This window comes from Citrobacter sp. CK202 (assembly GCF_030333225.1).
In the GTDB taxonomy this organism is placed as follows: Bacteria; Pseudomonadota; Gammaproteobacteria; order Enterobacterales; family Enterobacteriaceae; genus Citrobacter_B; species Citrobacter_B koseri.
Window position 1 is genome coordinate 175,244 of record NZ_JAOWGI010000024.1, and the last position, 16,728, is coordinate 191,971.

At 53.6% G+C, this 16,728-nt stretch carries 18 protein-coding genes and 1 pseudogene; 9 read left to right on the forward strand and 10 right to left on the reverse strand.

The annotated features are described in order from the left end of the window. The gene (locus tag OGX84_RS09105) at positions 1-600 is read right to left on the reverse strand and encodes a TetR/AcrR family transcriptional regulator (RefSeq protein ID WP_047457263.1); all 600 of its coding nucleotides are present in this window, start codon (positions 598-600) and stop codon (positions 1-3) included. Positions 601-701: 101 nt separating this feature from the next. Between OGX84_RS09105 and OGX84_RS09110 the strand changes: the two genes are divergently transcribed. The 3 genes from OGX84_RS09110 to sodC all read left to right on the forward strand — a co-directional run bounded on the left by OGX84_RS09110 (position 702) and on the right by sodC (position 2,488). Then, on the forward strand, positions 702-941 hold the full coding sequence (locus OGX84_RS09110) for a DUF1289 domain-containing protein (protein WP_012132532.1): 240 nt from the start codon (positions 702-704) through the stop codon (positions 939-941). Positions 942-990: 49 nt separating this feature from the next. Continuing rightward, positions 991-1,887: an aldo/keto reductase gene (locus tag OGX84_RS09115; protein WP_012132531.1), complete on the forward strand. Its 897-nt coding sequence runs from the start codon at positions 991-993 to the stop codon at positions 1,885-1,887. Between the two features lie 79 nt (positions 1,888-1,966). Beyond that, the gene (sodC, locus tag OGX84_RS09120) at positions 1,967-2,488 is read left to right on the forward strand and encodes a superoxide dismutase [Cu-Zn] SodC (protein WP_012132530.1); all 522 of its coding nucleotides are present in this window, start codon (positions 1,967-1,969) and stop codon (positions 2,486-2,488) included. Here the strand turns inward: sodC and OGX84_RS09125 are convergent. The 3 genes and pseudogenes from OGX84_RS09125 to OGX84_RS09135 all read right to left on the reverse strand — a co-directional run bounded on the left by OGX84_RS09125 (position 2,464) and on the right by OGX84_RS09135 (position 5,603). Then, a pseudogene (locus OGX84_RS09125) lies at positions 2,464-4,504 on the reverse strand (FUSC family protein). The gene sodC and the pseudogene OGX84_RS09125 sit on opposite strands and share 25 nt — an antisense overlap. Next, positions 4,504-5,364 carry an efflux RND transporter periplasmic adaptor subunit gene (locus OGX84_RS09130; RefSeq protein WP_112002410.1) on the reverse strand — a complete coding sequence of 287 codons (861 nt, stop codon included), beginning with the start codon at positions 5,362-5,364 and terminating at the stop codon, positions 4,504-4,506. The pseudogene OGX84_RS09125 and the gene OGX84_RS09130 overlap by 1 nt, the downstream one beginning before the upstream one ends. Positions 5,365-5,366: 2 nt before the next feature. Next, complete coding sequence (locus OGX84_RS09135) at positions 5,367-5,603, reverse strand: DUF1656 domain-containing protein (RefSeq protein ID WP_012132527.1); 237 nt, start codon at positions 5,601-5,603, stop codon at positions 5,367-5,369. A 194-nt stretch (positions 5,604-5,797) separates the two neighbouring features. Between OGX84_RS09135 and slyA the strand changes: the two genes are divergently transcribed. Then, entirely contained in the window at positions 5,798-6,238 is a 441-nt protein-coding gene (gene slyA, locus OGX84_RS09140; RefSeq protein ID WP_012132526.1) for a transcriptional regulator SlyA, read from the forward strand. Between the two features lie 48 nt (positions 6,239-6,286). Here slyA and slyB read toward each other — a convergent pair whose 3' ends face one another. Next, a complete protein-coding gene (gene slyB / locus OGX84_RS09145) occupies positions 6,287-6,754 on the reverse strand; it encodes an outer membrane lipoprotein SlyB (protein ID WP_012132525.1) in 468 nt (155 codons plus the stop codon). A gap of 283 nt (positions 6,755-7,037) precedes the next feature. Between slyB and anmK the strand changes: the two genes are divergently transcribed. The 5 genes from anmK (at position 7,038) to pdxY (ending at position 11,613) form a co-directional block, all read left to right on the forward strand. Continuing rightward, the gene (anmK, locus tag OGX84_RS09150; RefSeq protein WP_024130367.1) at positions 7,038-8,159 is read left to right on the forward strand and encodes an anhydro-N-acetylmuramic acid kinase; all 1,122 of its coding nucleotides are present in this window, start codon (positions 7,038-7,040) and stop codon (positions 8,157-8,159) included. 86 nt (positions 8,160-8,245) lie between these two features. Further along, the gene (gene mliC, locus OGX84_RS09155; RefSeq protein ID WP_012132523.1) at positions 8,246-8,575 is read left to right on the forward strand and encodes a C-type lysozyme inhibitor; all 330 of its coding nucleotides are present in this window, start codon (positions 8,246-8,248) and stop codon (positions 8,573-8,575) included. Between the two features lie 58 nt (positions 8,576-8,633). Further along, complete coding sequence (gene pdxH, locus OGX84_RS09160) at positions 8,634-9,290, forward strand: pyridoxamine 5'-phosphate oxidase (RefSeq protein WP_049011113.1); 657 nt, start codon at positions 8,634-8,636, stop codon at positions 9,288-9,290. A gap of 126 nt (positions 9,291-9,416) precedes the next feature. Then, positions 9,417-10,691 carry a tyrosine--tRNA ligase gene (gene tyrS, locus OGX84_RS09165; protein WP_024130365.1) on the forward strand — a complete coding sequence of 425 codons (1,275 nt, stop codon included), beginning with the start codon at positions 9,417-9,419 and terminating at the stop codon, positions 10,689-10,691. 61 nt (positions 10,692-10,752) lie between these two features. Beyond that, entirely contained in the window at positions 10,753-11,613 is an 861-nt protein-coding gene (gene pdxY, locus OGX84_RS09170) for a pyridoxal kinase PdxY (protein ID WP_112002437.1), read from the forward strand. 331 nt (positions 11,614-11,944) lie between these two features. Here pdxY and gstA read toward each other — a convergent pair whose 3' ends face one another. The 5 genes from gstA to rsxG all read right to left on the reverse strand — a co-directional run bounded on the left by gstA (position 11,945) and on the right by rsxG (position 16,723). After that, positions 11,945-12,550 carry a glutathione transferase GstA gene (gene gstA / locus OGX84_RS09175; RefSeq protein WP_024130363.1) on the reverse strand — a complete coding sequence of 202 codons (606 nt, stop codon included), beginning with the start codon at positions 12,548-12,550 and terminating at the stop codon, positions 11,945-11,947. A 104-nt stretch (positions 12,551-12,654) separates the two neighbouring features. Continuing rightward, positions 12,655-14,160 carry a dipeptide/tripeptide permease DtpA gene (dtpA, locus tag OGX84_RS09180; protein ID WP_024130362.1) on the reverse strand — a complete coding sequence of 502 codons (1,506 nt, stop codon included), beginning with the start codon at positions 14,158-14,160 and terminating at the stop codon, positions 12,655-12,657. A gap of 611 nt (positions 14,161-14,771) precedes the next feature. After that, on the reverse strand, positions 14,772-15,407 hold the full coding sequence (nth, locus tag OGX84_RS09185; RefSeq protein ID WP_049008478.1) for an endonuclease III: 636 nt from the start codon (positions 15,405-15,407) through the stop codon (positions 14,772-14,774). Further along, a complete protein-coding gene (locus OGX84_RS09190; RefSeq protein WP_012132516.1) occupies positions 15,407-16,099 on the reverse strand; it encodes an electron transport complex subunit E in 693 nt (230 codons plus the stop codon). Before OGX84_RS09190 ends, nth begins: the two co-directional genes overlap by 1 nt. Positions 16,100-16,102: 3 nt before the next feature. Then, positions 16,103-16,723 carry an electron transport complex subunit RsxG gene (gene rsxG / locus OGX84_RS09195; RefSeq protein ID WP_012132515.1) on the reverse strand — a complete coding sequence of 207 codons (621 nt, stop codon included), beginning with the start codon at positions 16,721-16,723 and terminating at the stop codon, positions 16,103-16,105. Positions 16,724-16,728 lie beyond the last annotated feature (5 nt).

Here is a 16,728-nt window from a genome sequence, read left to right on the forward strand (position 1 = left end):
TTAAGCCGCAGGCGTTGCGATAATCGTTTTTACATGTGCCAGCGCGCTTTCAAGCGGGGCGGCACTGCGAGAAATTTTGGCGTGCAGATTCGCGCCTAACCACAGCGCATACAGGATCTGCGCCTGTTGCAGCGGCTCGCCAGCAAAAGAGAGACAGCGGGCTTCGCGTCCTTTTTCCAGCGCTTGCGCTAACAGCGTAATAATATGCCGCGCGCCTTTGTCCATCGCAGTGCGCATATCTTCTGAGAGATCGCACACTTCGGCGGACAGCTTTACGGTCAAACAGCCGCTGATAGTGCCTTGCTGGCAAAACTGATTCAGGGTTTCCTGATAGTAAGCCAGAATGCGGTCACGGTAGTTGCCCGCACCGGCGTCAAAATGCGTTGCCAGCCGCTGATGATATCCGGCGTAATGCCGTTCCAGCATGGCGACGCCAAACGCTTCTTTGGAACGAAAATAGTGATAAAACGACCCCTTCGGCACTTCGGCGGTTTTGAGCAGCTCGCTCAATCCCATTCCGGTGAAGCCACGCTGCATACAAAGCTGCTCGCCGGTAGCCAGAAGATGTTCGCGGGTATCATGTTCAGTCTGTTTGTTCATGCCGCAGAGTGTAATAGACCAATCGGTCTAATGCAAGTCAGGTTGCCAGAAAGCCAGTTAGCGTCTTCAATAAGCATAAGTGCTTTCGTTGAGGAGAGAGTGTGGCCGAGCAGTTAGAGTTTTTTCCCGTCCCAAGCCCGTGCCGGGGGATCTGTCAGTCGGATGAGCGCGGATTTTGTCGCGGCTGTCTGCGCAGTCGGGATGAACGTTTCAACTGGCAAAAAATGAGCGACGCCGAGAAGCAGGACGTGTTGCGGCTTTGTCGTCAGCGTCTTATGCGCAAATTACGCGCAAACAAACCGAACCCGCAGGAAGAACCTCAACAACCCTCACTCTTTTGAAACCGTAATTGCGTATACTCGCTAAACATCTATATATGAGGAAGCGGTTATGGTTCAGCGTATCACTATTGCCCCGCAAGGCCCGGAATTTTCGCGCTTCGTGATGGGTTACTGGCGTCTGATGGACTGGAATATGTCTGCGCGTCAGCTGGTCAGCTTTATTGAAGAGCATCTTGATCTGGGCGTCACGACCGTTGACCATGCGGATATCTACGGCGGTTATCAATGTGAGGCCGCGTTTGGCGAAGCGTTGAAACTGGCGCCGCACCTGCGTGAGCGGATGCAGATCGTAACGAAGTGTGGTATCGCCACGACCGCCCGGGCTGAAAATGTACTCGGCCATTACATCACTGACCGCGACCACATTGTCGCCAGCGCTGAACAGTCCCTGAAAAATCTGGCGACCGACCGTCTTGATCTGCTGCTCATCCATCGTCCCGACCCGTTAATGGATGCGGACGACGTAGCGGAAGCATTCCAGCATCTCCACCAGAGCGGAAAAGTGCGCCACTTTGGCGTCTCTAACTTTACCCCGGCCCAGTTTACGCTGCTGCAATCGCGTCTGCCGTTTACCCTTGCCACGAACCAGGTTGAGATTTCACCGGTTCATCAGCCGCTGCTACTGGACGGCACGCTGGATCAGCTACAGCAACTGCGTATTCGACCGATGGCGTGGTCCTGTCTTGGCGGCGGTCGTCTGTTTAATGATGATGAATTCGCGCCGCTGCGCAACGAACTTGCTGCGATTGCGGAAGAGCTGAACGCGACCACGATTGAGCAGGTGGTATATGCGTGGATTTTACGCCTGCCGTCTCAGCCGTTGCCGATTATCGGCTCCGGTAAAATTGAGCGCGTACGCGCAGCGATTGAGGCGGAGTCTCTGACGATGTCGCGTCAGCAATGGTTCCGTATCCGCAAGGCGGCGCTAGGTTACGACGTGCCGTAATGCTCCGTTTTCGGCTTTCCGTTCAAAATTGTGTCACTGGTTTACACTTAACCGGGTAAACACATTTGACGGAGGTCTTATGAAGCGTTTGAGTCTGGCAATGTTAACCCTGCTGGCCTGTGCGGGTGCACAGGCCGCCAGTGAAGAAGTGACGATGAATCTGGTGACTTCGCAAGGCGTCGGGCAGTCGATTGGCAGCGTAACTATTGCCGAAACGGATAAAGGGCTGGAGTTTACTCCCGATCTGAAAGCGCTGCCGCCGGGTGAACATGGTTTTCATATCCATGCTAACGGCAGTTGCCAGCCTGCGATTAAAGAGGGTAAAGCCTCGGCGGCAGAAGCGGCGGGTGGGCATTTCGACCCGCACAATACCGGGAAGCACGAAGGGCCGGAAGGCGCCGGGCATATGGGCGATCTTCCCGTGCTGGTGGTCAATAATGACGGGATAGCCACCACGCCTGTTACTGCGCCGCGCCTGAAATCTCTTGATGAAATCAAAGATAAAGCGCTGATGATCCATGTCGGCGGCGATAACATGTCCGATCAGCCGAAACCGCTTGGCGGTGGTGGCGAGCGTTACGCCTGCGGCGTCATCAAATAGTCAGGATGTCAGTGAACCCTGCGGGGGCGCTTGCTCAAGCTGCGACAGCGAGCAGTGTAATCGCCAGATGAGCGCCGCCAGTTCCTGAGCCGCAGATTGATGATGATGCGACAGCGTGTTGCAAATACGCTGTAGCTCCTGGAGCGTGGCCGCCAGCGGTCGTTGCTGTACGCCGCGCTCGCTCATCACGTCGCGCAACAAGGCAATACAGATATCCCGGACGCGCGAAAGCGGGTCGGAGCGGGTTTCCCAGGCACGCAGTTGCCACACCACATGTGAACAATTCAGCAGTACCACTCCCCAGCGTAACAGCCAGCGTCGCGCCAGCGCATCCTGGCTATTGCTGAGTTGACTGACGTGATGATAGGTCAGCGATTCAAACTCATTCTCGCTGTGTGATGGATGACGACTGAGCTGATCGACAAAATCTCTGCGCAATGCGCGGATATGGCGACGGCTTTTGCGGGCATCCGAACCCGGACGCAGGATCGCAAACGCCAGCCACGACAGCGCGACCCCGGCAATTTTAGCCGTATTGTCATTAAGAAAATCAGCAAAGTCATACACGGGGGGATTGGTGACGGCGATAAACGATCCCATAAAAACGATCAACTGCCCCCAAAGTCCGGCGAGTTTCGGCATTTGCAGCTTCAGCAGTTGCATCGTGGCCAGCAAAGGAAACAGAAACAGCAAAAACTGCCAGAGATCGGTTATCTGCACCATCAAACCGAATTTGACGACGAAGCTGAATAACGAGAGCAGAATCAGCGTGCGCATCAATAAAGAGAGTGATTTAAACGGCGTGGCGACGGCGGAATAGAGCACGCAACTGATGGCCGCCAGCGTTAATGCCCCTGAACCGGATTCCCATTGTGAACCGATACTCCACGCGCCAATCACCATGAGGGTGGTAAATGTGCGCAATCCGCTCCATATCGCTTCGGCGTTGTCCGTATGGCGGGCCAGACCGGGGCTACGCGTTACTTTGATCTCATCGACTGCGGCGCCGTTTTCCAGCAACCGTAGCTGATGGCTGTTGTGTAAGTAGAGCTGGCAGAAATAGCGCAATCGCTGCCAGAAGGCGACGTGGCGGTAATCCTGTCGGTTTTTCGGATGTAGCGGGGCAATAATGCGCGCGACGGTATAACTGTCGGTACGCGGATTAGCCAGCGCGGCCAACAGTTGTTCAATCACATCGCGGGTCTGCTCCGGCGGGTTGGGCCAGTTCAGCAACATCCTGCGGAGGCTGGAAATGACGCTGGTCAGGCGAAGCTGCTGATGCAGCAGAGCGTTAAGCAGCGCGTTCTGGCGACGAAAACGGTAGTGACTCCAGAATGCCTGAATGCGCAGCAGGTTCATCGTCAGAATTTGGCCGATAACCCCTTCATGGGCAGAACGTATCGCATCGGTGGTTTCCGGCTGCCAGAGCAGGCTGGCGTGCTCCAGCAACCGTGCGTGCATATTTTTCAGCGCGGTCAACAGCGCCGTGCCGTCAGAGGTGCTGGGCAGGATCATCATCATCATGCCGCCGCAAAGAATACCGACGATCACCTCGCAGACCCTGGCCTGGGCGATATCCCACAACTGTGTGACCTCGATGATGTTGACCATGGGAAAGGCAATGATGGCGGCCGTGTAACCCGCCAGCTGGAAGGCGTAGGCGACGTTATTGGTGAAATGGGCGCAGGCCCAGGTGCAAAAGCCAATCCAGGCCGCCATGCTTAATAAAAAGAGCCAGGGTTCGTTTAGCGTGTGACCTGCGATGATGAGCGCGGCGGTGGCGCCAAGTAAACTCCCGGCAATACGCCCCAGACTTTTACTGATCACGCCGCCTACCGTCGGAAAACTTACCACGGCGGCAGAGGTCATCGCCCAGTATGGCTCATCCAGGTTGATGTAGTAGGCGAACGTCAGCGCCAGGCACATGGCGAGGGTATTGCGCAATGCATAGCGCCATTGCCCAGAGGTTGCTTTGAACCAGGGCGTATCGCGCCAGGTCAGGTGAGGGAGCTTCATTAGCGCTGACCGATAGCCACGCTGCATGTTGTGCCCGAAACCAGCGTGACATCATGGGGTAACGCATCAAATTCGATACGCACCGGTACGCGCTGCGCCAGACGAACCCAGGGAACGTTAGGTTTAATGTCAGGGACCAGGCCGGAATCGCTCTCCACGCTTTGATCATAAATCGCCCGGCCAATACTGGCGACGTGACCCTGTAACTTTACGTTGCCGCTGTAGAGGGTGATCTGCGCCGGAGCGCCTTCGCGAATATGGCGCAGTTTCGTCTCTTCGAAATATCCCATGACGTAGAACGAGTGGCTGTCGACCAGCGCAAACAGCGGTTGGCCGGTGGAGGCGTAATCCCCCGTGCGCGTTGAGAGGTTTGTCACCCAGCCCGCGACCGGCGCGCGAACGTCGGTCTGGGCTAATTGCCATTGCGCCTGTTTTAATGACGCTTCCGCCGCTTCGACGCTGGCCTGCATCGCTTTAACGTTCAGGTTTGCGGTGTCCATATCTTCGGCAGAGATGTAATTTTGTGATAAATGGCGACGCCGGTTGGCTTCATTATTGGCTTTCGCTAAATCGGAGCGGGCTTTAGCCAGTTCTGCCTGCGCATTAAGCTCAGCGATGTGAAAAGGGGTCTTATCGATAGAAAAGAGCAGATCGCCTGCATTCACGAACTGGTTATCTTTTATATTGAGTTCGGTGATGCTGCCGGAGACCTGAGGCGTAATGCTCACCTGTTCCGCCCGTACTTTACCGTCGCGCGTCCACGGAGATTGCATGTAGTAATTCCATAGCCACCAACCGGCCAGAACCGCGATGGCCGCAACCACAATCGTTGAAAAGTATTTCATTGTTTTAAGCGACATAATCACCACGCAATCAGCAAAATAAGGCTCAGGCACACGCAAAGTGCAAATATCGACAGATCCATCAGCAGGGGATGCCAGATTTCACCCGAGTAAATCCAGTCGCGTAGCAGGCGATGCGCCAGCAGCCAGATAACAAATCCAAGCGCGAATGCTTTGAAAAGCGGAGGGAAATAGACAGATGCGCCGATCACCAGATCTTGTAGGGGCAATCCTGTTGCAGTGGGTATAAACGTCACAAGCAAGAATCCTTTGCGTTAAACAGCGTTGCTATAGGTTTAGTAAAAACCGAGGTACAGCACGTCTTTTCCGCATAATGTCTGAAAAAATGTCTACCTGTAAGCAAATTTAGCAATACATTTGTTTTGAGCATATAAATGCTGCACACTATTCTAAAATCAGTATAATATCTTAGCAAGCTAATTATAAGGAGATGAAATTGGAATCGCCACTAGGTTCTGATCTGGCACGGTTGGTGCGCATTTGGCGTGCTCTGATTGACCATCGCCTGAAACCTCTGGAGTTGACGCAGACACACTGGGTAACGCTGCATAATATTCACCAACTTCCGCCGGATCAGTCGCAAATACAGTTAGCCAAAGCGATTGGCATTGAACAACCGTCTCTGGTGCGTACGTTGGATCAGCTTGAAGACAAAGGGCTTATCTCACGACAAACCTGCGCCAGCGATCGTCGCGCCAAGCGAATTAAGCTGACGGAGAAGGCGGAACCGCTCATCACAGAGATGGAAGCCGTGATCAATAAAACGCGTGGAGAGATTCTGGAAGGGATTTCGCCGCAGGAACTTGAGCTGTTAATTAAGCTGATTGCGAAACTTGAGCACAATATTATTGAGTTGCAGTCTCAGAACTAAGACCAGAAGAAAGGCGTGTGGCCAGAGGCTGACCACACGTCTGTTGGATTAGCGCGGAGAAACAGTAACCTGGCTGCCGTTGCTGGCCAGAACAACACGCTGACCTGCGGAGAAACGGGTATCGCCCTGTTTCTGTACGACCATGATGGTGTTGCCGTCATCCTTACGGATTTCCAGCTCCACACCCTGAGTTTTGTTCATCGCGCCCTGGACGCCTTGTCCCGCTACGCCACCTGCGACTGCGCCAGCGGCCGTCGCCAGTGAACGACCCGTCCCGCCACCGATGGTATTACCGAGGAAACCACCGAGCACTGCACCACCGATAGCGCCGATCACGTTGGAGTCATCACCGCCCTGGATTTGCACCGGACGAACGTTAACGACAGTGCCGTATGTGACATTCTGCACTTGTTTCGCCTCGGACGCGGTATAGACATCACCGGACAGGCTATCGTTATTCACACAACCCGCTAAAGATAAGCCCATCAGTGAAACGATCAGCACACGTTTAATCATCTATAAATCTCCTGTTCACCATGAAACGCCACAAAGCATCCCTCATGGTTAAATTATATGGCATATACGACCGTAAAGGCACATGTTCTGCTGGAACAATGTGAAAATCATAATCAGATTTGGGTTAACCAAGTATAAACGAATCATCCATGAGATTTATCAGAACAGAGTGTCAGCGTCTGCATCGAAGGGTAAAAATGCTTAATGAAGCATGGTATTAGCAGAAACTTTGTGGTTGAGTGGTAGCGCTAAAATCATGCTTAACACGCTAAAAGGAAGATGTATGAAATCGGGCCGTTTTATCGGCGTTATGTCTGGAACCAGCCTTGATGGCGTCGATGTTGTGCTGGCGGCAATTGATGAAACGATGGTCGCACAGCAGGCGAGCCTGACCTGGCCCATCCCCGTTCATCTTAAACAAGCCATTCTGGATATTTGCCAGGGGCAACAACTCACGCTTTCCCAGTTTGGCCAGTTGGATACGCAGCTCGGGCAGCTTTTTGCCGACGCGGTGAACGCGCTGCTGGCGCAGGAAAAACTGCGGCCGCGGGATATTGTCGCCATCGGCTGTCATGGTCAGACGGTCTGGCATGAACCTACCGGCGCTGCGCCGCATACCTTACAAATCGGTGATAACAACCAAATTGTCGCGCGAACCGGGATAACGGTTGTCGGTGATTTTCGTCGTCGCGATATTGCGCTGGGCGGGCAAGGCGCGCCGCTGGTTCCCGCGTTTCACCAGGCGCTGCTGGCGCACCCGACAGAGCGTCGGATGGTGCTAAACATTGGCGGTATCGCCAACCTGTCTTTGCTCATACCGGGTCAACCGGTAAGAGGGTACGATACCGGGCCAGGCAATATGCTCATGGATGCCTGGATCTGGCGGCAGTGCGGTAAGCCTTATGATAAAGACGCGCAATGGGCCAGTGAAGGGAAAGTGATAATTCCGCTGCTGCAAAATATGTTGAGCGATCCCTATTTTTCAGCGCCCGCGCCGAAAAGCACCGGGCGTGAGTATTTCAACTATGGCTGGATAGAACGCCACCTTTCGGCCTTTCCTGGCCTCGCTCCCCGCGATATTCAGGCAACGCTGGCTGAGCTGACCGCGGTGACAATTTCTGAACAGGTTCTGTTAAGCGGCGGCTGTGAGCGGCTGATGGTGTGCGGCGGCGGGAGTCGTAACCCTTTGCTGATGGCGCGTCTGGCCGGGTTGCTGCCGGGCACGGAAGTTACCAGCACGGATGAAGCCGGGATCAGTGGCGATGATATGGAAGCGCTGGCGTTTGCCTGGCTGGCGTGGCGCACGCTCGCCGGGTTGCCGGGGAATCTCCCTTCGGTGACGGGGGCCACAGAATCCAGCATTCTGGGGGCCATTTTCCCGGCGAACCCACGAACTCAGAGTTAACTGAATTTTTCCGGGACTGTCTGCCGTTAAACTGAAAGGGTTAGGAAGGGCGTATTTGCCCTTCGGACCAGGAAAGTCTTCGGGATATGTCTATGAAAAAACTGCTCATTGTATGTCTGCCTGTGCTCCTGAGCGGTTGTAGCGTCTACAACCAATTGCTTGAGCGTATGCAAACGGACACGCTGGAATATCAGTGTGATGAAAAACCGCTTACCGTAAAAATGAACAATACCCGGCAAGAGGTGAATTTTGTTTACGACAATAAACTGCTGAACCTCAAACAGGGCATGTCTGCGTCGGGAGCACGTTACACGGACGGCATCTACGTCTTTTGGTCAAAAGGCGATGGCGCAACGGTCTATAAACGCGACAGAATTGTGCTGAATAACTGCCAGTTACAAAACCCGAAGCGTTGAGATTTTCACCTGGGCGGCGCACAATAGCGCCACCCACTGACAATCCGTAGCGAACACCATGTCTGATAACGACGAATTGCAGCAAATCGCGCATCTGCGCCGTGAATACACCAGGGGCGGCCTGCGTCGCCACGATCTTCCCGCTGAACCGTTAACCCTTTTCGAACGCTGGCTGGGTCAGGCATGTGATGCCAGACTGGCGGACCCGACCGCGATGGTGGTCGCCACCGTCGATGAAAACGGCCAGCCTTATCAACGCATTGTGCTGCTTAAACATTACGATGAAAAAGGGATGGTGTTTTACACCAACCTGGGCAGCCGTAAGGCGCATCACCTCGAAAATAATCCGCGTATCAGTCTGTTGTTCCCGTGGCATATGCTGGAACGGCAGGTGATGGTGACTGGCAAAGCGGAACGCCTTTCCACGCTTGAAGTGGTGAAATACTTCCACAGCCGCCCGCGCGACAGCCAGATTGGCGCCTGGGTGTCTAAACAATCCAGCCGAATCTCTGCGCGCGGCATTCTGGAAAGCAAGTTCCTTGAGCTGAAGCAGAAGTTCCAGCAAGGGGAAGTCCCGTTGCCCAGCTTCTGGGGCGGATTCCGCGTCAATATTGAACAGATGGAGTTCTGGCAGGGCGGCGAACACCGTTTACACGACCGCTTTTTATACCAGCGCGAAAACAACGCGTGGAAAATTGACCGGCTTGCTCCTTAAACCCCGAAATTTGTTGTGTTAAGCGCTAGCGCTGCGTGCGTCAGCGCTTTATTCTATATACCTTTCGCGTCTGGCGAAAAGTCGTGTACCGGCAAAGGTGCAGTCGTTTTATACATGGAGATTTTGATGGCAAGCAGTAACTTGATTAAACAATTGCAAGAGCGGGGGCTGGTGGCCCAGGTAACGGACGAGGAAGCGTTAGCAGAGCGACTGGCGCAAGGCCCGATCGCGCTCTATTGCGGCTTCGACCCTACCGCTGACAGCTTGCATTTGGGGCATCTTGTTCCATTGTTATGCCTGAAACGCTTCCAGCAGGCAGGTCACAAGCCTGTTGCGCTGGTAGGCGGCGCGACCGGTCTGATTGGCGACCCGAGCTTTAAAGCCGCTGAGCGTAAACTGAACACCGAAGATACTGTGCAGGAGTGGGTGGATAAAATCCGCAAGCAGGTTGCACCGTTCCTCGATTTTGACTGTGGTGACAATTCCGCCATTGCCGCGAATAACTACGACTGGTTTGGCGGCATGAATGTGCTGACCTTCCTGCGCGACATCGGCAAGCACTTCTCCGTCAATCAGATGATCAACAAAGAAGCGGTGAAGCAACGTCTGAACCGTGACGATCAGGGCATCTCCTTTACCGAGTTCTCCTATAACCTGTTGCAGGGTTATGACTTTGCCTGCCTGAATAAACTGCACGGCGTTACGCTGCAAATCGGCGGTTCTGACCAGTGGGGCAACATCACCTCCGGTATCGATCTGACCCGTCGTCTGCATCAGAACCAGGTGTTCGGCCTGACCGTACCGCTGATCACCAAAGCGGATGGCACCAAGTTCGGTAAAACCGAAGGCGGCGCGGTATGGCTGGACCCGAAAAAGACCAGTCCGTACAAGTTCTACCAGTTCTGGATCAACACCGCAGATGCTGACGTGTACCGCTTCCTGAAATTCTTCACCTTCATGGACATTGCCGAGATCAATGCGCTGGAAGAAGAAGATAAGAACAGCGGTAAAGCGCCGCGTGCCCAGTATGTGCTGGCAGAGCAGGTCACGCGCCTGGTGCATGGCGAAGAAGGTCTGGTTGCGGCGAAACGTATCACTGAAAGCCTGTTCAACGGTAATCTGAGCGATCTCAGCGAAGCCGATTTCGAACAACTGGCTCAGGATGGCGTGCCGATGATCGAGATGGAAAAAGGCGCCGATCTGATGCAGGCGCTGGTGGATTCCGAACTGCAACCGTCTCGTGGTCAGGCACGTAAAACCATCGCCTCTAATGCGGTGACCATCAACGGTGAAAAACAGTCAGACCCGGAATATTTCTTCCAGGACAGCGACATTTTATTCGGGCGCTACACGCTGTTGCGCCGTGGTAAAAAGAATTACTGTCTGATTTGCTGGAAATAATAAAAAGTCAGCAGGGGCGTGGGAAACCACGCCCCTTTATTATTTTAGGGTTATGGTAAACATGAAGAATATCCTCGCCATCCAGTCGCATGTTGTGTTCGGCCATGCGGGCAACAGTGCTGCTGAATTTCCGATGCGCCGTCTTGGCGCAAATGTCTGGCCGCTGAATACCGTTCAGTTTTCTAACCACACGCAGTATGGCAAGTGGGCAGGGTGTGTTATGCCGCCCGAACATTTGACTGAAATTGTTCAGGGTATTGCGGATATTGATAAACTTCAGACGTGCGATGCGGTTCTTAGCGGCTATCTGGGTTCCGCAGAGCAGGGTGAGCATATTCTGGGGATTGTCCGTAAAGTAAAAGCGGCGAATCCACAGGCGAAATATTTCTGCGATCCGGTTATGGGTCATCCTGAAAAAGGGTGCATCGTGGCGCCTGGCGTCGCTGAGTTCCACGTTCGCCATGCGCTCCCGGCCAGCGACATTATCGCGCCCAATCTGGTGGAGCTGGAAATTCTCTGTGAACATGCGGTCAATAATGTTAATGAAGCTGTACTGGCTGCCAGGGAGCTGATTGCTGAAGGGCCGCAAGTCGTGCTGGTTAAACATCTCGCCCGGGCAGGATATAGCCCCGACCGCTTTGAGATGTTGCTGGTGACGGCGGATGAAGCCTGGCATATTAGCCGTCCGCTTGTTGATTTCGGGATGCGTCAGCCGGTGGGTGTCGGGGATGTGACCAGCGGTTTGTTGCTGGTAAAACTGTTGCAGGGCGCAACGTTGCAGCAAGCGCTTGAACACGTTACTGCGGCAGTATATGAAATTATGATCGCCACGAAAAATATGCAGGAATATGAGTTGCAGGTGGTGGCCGCGCAGGAGCGCATTGCTAAACCTGAACACTATTTCAGCGCGACGCAGCTGTGAGTTTTACCGAAGCGCCCGGTGGCGCTAACGCTTACCGGGCCTACGGGCTGTTTTGTAGGCCGGATTAAGGCGCAGCCGCCATCCGGCAAAGTGCTCGGAGGTGCTAACGCTTACCGGACCTACGGGGTGTTCTGTAGGCCGGATAAGGCGCAGCCGTCATCCGGCAAAGTGCCAGGTGGCGCTAACGCTTACCGGGCCTACGGGTTGTTTTGTAGGCCGGATAAGGCGCAGCCGTCATCCGGCAAAATGCCAGGTGGCGCTAACGCTAACCGGGCCTACGGGCTGTTTTACAGGCCGGATAAGGCGTAGCCGCCATCCGGCGCAACAACCATTAGTTCAAACCTTCCGCCTTCAGCGCCGCCGCCACGCAGGGGCGTTCAGCGACCCGCGCCATATAAACGTCGATATGGCTTAATCCTTCCATATTCAGCTTCACCGCTTTCGCCCAGCGCAATACGGTAAAAAGGTAGGCATCTGCGATCGTGAAACGCTGGCCGCAAAGACACTGGCCTTCCTGGAGCGCGTCATTCACGTAGTGCAATTTTTTCTCCAGTTGCGTACGGACAATCGGTTTATATTCCTCTGGCGTATCCGGGCGGAAGAGTGGCGTAAAACCTTTGTGCAGCTCCGTGGCAATATAGTTGAGCCATTCCAGCGTTTTGTAGCGGGAGATGGTGCCTGTCGGTGCCAACAGCTGACGATCGGGTACGCTATCTGCCAGATATTGCATAATCGCAACGCCTTCGGTCAGTAAGGTGCCATCGTCCAGCAGCAGAGCCGGAACCTGTCCTTTTGGGTTTACCGCGAAATAATCATCGCCGTTTTCCAGACGCTTTTTCGCCAGATCAACGCCATCCAGCGTGAAATCAATACCGCTTTCCCGCAGGGTGATGTGAGAAGCAAGAGAACAGGCGCCCGGTTTGTAGAACAGTTTCATCGGTAACTCCTTTTTGCTGAGGTTTAACGTATGGTAGTGCGGCATCAGGCAAAAAAAAAGCCGCTAACGCACGTTAGCGGCCTGAATATCAGTTTCCCTGAAAATTACGCGGTAGCGGTTTTGGCGGCCTTCGCGTTTTCTTCATCATCCTGAGTCATACGATTCAGTTTCGGCGCGGTGATAAGCATCAGCGCGGCGATAACCGCAGTGGCGACACCGATTTGCAGGAATACGCGACCGTAAACTTCCAGAGACATCAGCGGGTCAGTAACGTTTTCCGGCACCGCCATCATGCCAGCCACGTAGCCACCAATCAGGTTGGCGCCCGCCGTAGTCAGGAACCAGCTACCCATGATGAAGCCCATCAGACGCTGCGGAACCAGCTGGGCAACCATTGCCAGACCCAGGCCGGAGATCATCAGTTCACCGATACTTTGCAGACCGTAGCTGAGGATGAGCCAGTTAACAGACACAATGCCTGCATCTGTAGCGAATTTCGCGCCCAGCGGCAGAACGAGGAACGCGCCAGAGCACAGAACCATACCGATAGCGAATTTGGTCGGCATCGGCAGCGTATCACCCATCTTGTTATAGATGGCCGCCAGAATCGGGCTACCAATGATGATCCAGAACGGGTTCAGCGCCTGATACTGCTCCGGTTCAACCGCGATACCGAGGATTGTGTGTTCAACGTTACGGATTGCGAAGAAGTTCAGTGACGTCGGCATCTGGCTGTACAGCACAAAGAAGATAATCGCTTCCAGCATCAGGATGAATGCGACGATCATTTTACGACGTGCCGCGCCCTGCATCGCGAACGCTTCTTTACCAAAGATAATCACGATACCCAGAGCGATCACGCCCAGAACCATACGTGCAATGCCCTGGTTGTGCAGCAGCCAGGTCGCGATAGCGATCAGCACGATAACGCCTGCGATAGTCGCCAGCAATTTACCGAAATGTACCGCTTCGAAGTCTGGTTTTGAGCCGTAATCTTTAACCCAACTGCGGCAGAACAGGAAGTTAACCACCGTGATGAGCATACCGACGAAGCTCAGGGCAAACGCCACGCTCCAGCCGAATTTTGCGGCAAGCCACGGCGTCGCCAGCATAGAGAAGAAGGAACCGATGTTGATGGACATGTAGTACATGGTGAATGCACCGTCCAGACGCGGGTCATCTTTGGCATAGCAGGTCGACAGCAGAGAAGACGGGTTCGCTTTGAACAGACCGTTACCTACGGCGATGGTCGCCATCCCCATATAGACGATCGCAACGTCATGACCGGACCAGGCGACCAGGCCATAACCAATCGCCAGTACGATAGCACCCAGCATAATGACGCGTTTGGTGCCCAGAACTTTATCCCCTAACCAGCCGCCAATGGCGACCAGACCATACACCAGGGCGCTAAAGGAAGAGAAAAGGGTGATGGAATCCGCTTCTGACATACCCAGTTGTTTAACCAGGTAGACGGCCATAATTCCTTGCAGGCCGTAATAACCAAAACGCTCCCATAACTCAATAGAGAAAATGAGATAGAACGATTTCGGTTGTTTGAAAGCGTTCAAACTGACGCTTTCAGTTGGTTTATTGTTTGCAGTAGACACTTTTACCTCTTTTTTTACATCCCATATTAACGGGGGTGTTCTGGCGCGTGATGAGTCAAGTTCATCCGTCCGATTGTTATAGTGGGAGGGGAAACGGCAAGTAATGTTCACTATCTTTCCCTTCCATACAAGGGGTTTGTAATACTCTGTTACATATATCTTGCATGGTGGAATCATCGGGACTGAGAAATGTTATGTAGCGTTAAATTTCTTCATTTGTAAAATGGCAGTTTTTTACACTACAGGGAGGGGCGAAAAAGCGGATGGTGGCGATATGTTCTGCTATTTGAGGTTTAAAGTAGTGATATAGGCCATTATCTGAAAAATAGCCAGTGTAATGTTTTGTATTGAAAAGGCATCATCAGGTCATCTGGTTGTAATTTTAACCGTATTTGATAAAAAATTTTACACGAAGTTATCAATGTGATCTGGATCACGTATAGATAGAAATTTCAGTTTCTAAAAAAACGATTAACCTGGTGAAGTGTTAAATCAAAAGAACATTGCATTAAGAAAGCGAAGCGGGCCGGTATCATAGTCGGGTAAACAGGTGAACCGAAGTGGATAACAAATTGTTATACGTCGGGGCGTACGGCGTCGCCCCTGGCGCATCAGATATCGACTTTCTCTTTGTATTCGCAAAGATCTTCAATAATGCAGGAGCCGCAGCGTGGTTTACGGGCAATGCAGGTGTAGCGGCCATGCAGAATTAACCAGTGGTGGCAATCGACTTTAAATTCCGCTGGAACGACCTTGAGCAGTTTTTCTTCCACCTGCTCGACATTTTTACCGGGGGCGAACTGTGTCCGGTTACAGACGCGGAAAATATGCGTATCGACGGCGATAGTTGGCCAGCCAAATGCGGTATTGAGCACCACGTTGGCTGTTTTACGCCCGACGCCGGGCAGCGCTTCCAGAGCCGCCCGATCCTCTGGAACCTCGCCATTGTGCAGTTCAAGCAACATCCGGCAGGTCTTAATCACATTCTCCGCTTTGCTGTTGAACAGGCCGATAGTCTTGATATACGACTTTACGCCCTCGACGCCAAGCTCCAGCATAGCCGCCGGGGTATTGGCGACGGGATAAAGTTTTGCGGTCGCTTTATTCACGCTGACGTCCGTGGCCTGTGCTGACAGCAATACGGCGATGAGTAGCTCAAACGGCGAGGTGAAATTTAACTCCGTTGTGGGGTGTGGATTGTTGTCACGCAGGCGCGTTAATATTTCCAGTCGTTTTGTTTTGTTCATTACACATTCCCTGTTTCACCTGACGGAAGCTCAGCGGCAACGGCTTCGGCGCGGCGTTTTTTCATTTTCTCGTCAATAAGGTACTTCACGGCCAGCATCAGCCCCAGGCCAATAAAAGCGCCGGGCGGCAGCATCGCCAGCAGGAAAGGCGAGTCGGTATGAAAAATCTCCACGCGCAGCACTTTCGCCCAGTCGCCCAGCAGACCGTCAGCGCCATCAAACAACGTGCCATTGCCGATGATTTCACGCATGGAGCCGAGGACAAACATGGCACCGGTCGCCCCCATGCCAATGGAAAAACCGTCCAGCGCGGACAGCGCCGGGCCTTTTTTCGCGGCAAAAGCCTCTGCGCGCCCCACAACGATGCAGTTGGTCACAATCAGTGGAATGAAGATCCCCAGCGACTGATACAAGCCGAAGGCATAAGCGTTGATCAGCATCTGTACTGCACTGACCACGGACGCGATGATCATTACGTAGATTGGGATGCGGATTTCCGCTGGCGTCCAGCGGCGCAGGGCGGAAATTGTCAGGTTGGTCAGCGTCAACACCAGCGTGGTGGCGAGGCCGAGGCCTAATGCGTTCGTGGCGGTGGAGGTCACTGCCAGTAGCGGGCACATACCAAGCAGCTGTACAAGCGCTGAGTTGTTTTTCCACAAGCCCTGAACGATAACGTCTTTAATTTCGCTCATGGTTTATTCTCCACAGGCGGTAAGTTGAGGAAGTTGCGCCGGTAAGGTCTGCGCGTACAGGCCCGCACGTTTCACCGCGTTGACCACTGCCCGAGGGGTAATGGTTGCGCCGGTAAACTGGTCAAAATCACCGCCGTCTTTTTTCACGGCCCAGTGAGCATCGTTCTCAGCGCCGATCGTCTTCCCGCTGAAGTGGGTGATCCAGTCGGATAAGCGCAGCTCAATTTTATCGCCCAGGCCAGGCGTCTCATGATGTTCTGTCACGCGTGTACCCAGCACTGTGCCGCTGAAATCAGCGCCAACCAGGAGCTGTATGGCGCCAGAATAGCCGTCCGGCGCCGTGGCTTCAAGAATGGCGGCGACGGGCTTATCGTCCTGACGGGCGATATAGATGCGGTGCGTACCTTTGCCCAGCGCCGGAGCATTCACCAGAAAGCAGCTGTCCTGCAAGGTATTATTGTAGCGATCGGCAGGCAGAACCTGATCAAATAACGCTTTTTGCTGGAGAACCGCCTGCTCGGCAATCGTCGATTTAGTGACCAGGTTAATAGCCGCCGTCAGCCCCGTCGAGCCTGCGGCAAACAGCGCCAGCGTGATACCGTGTTTACGAATCGTTTTTAGCATGGGGT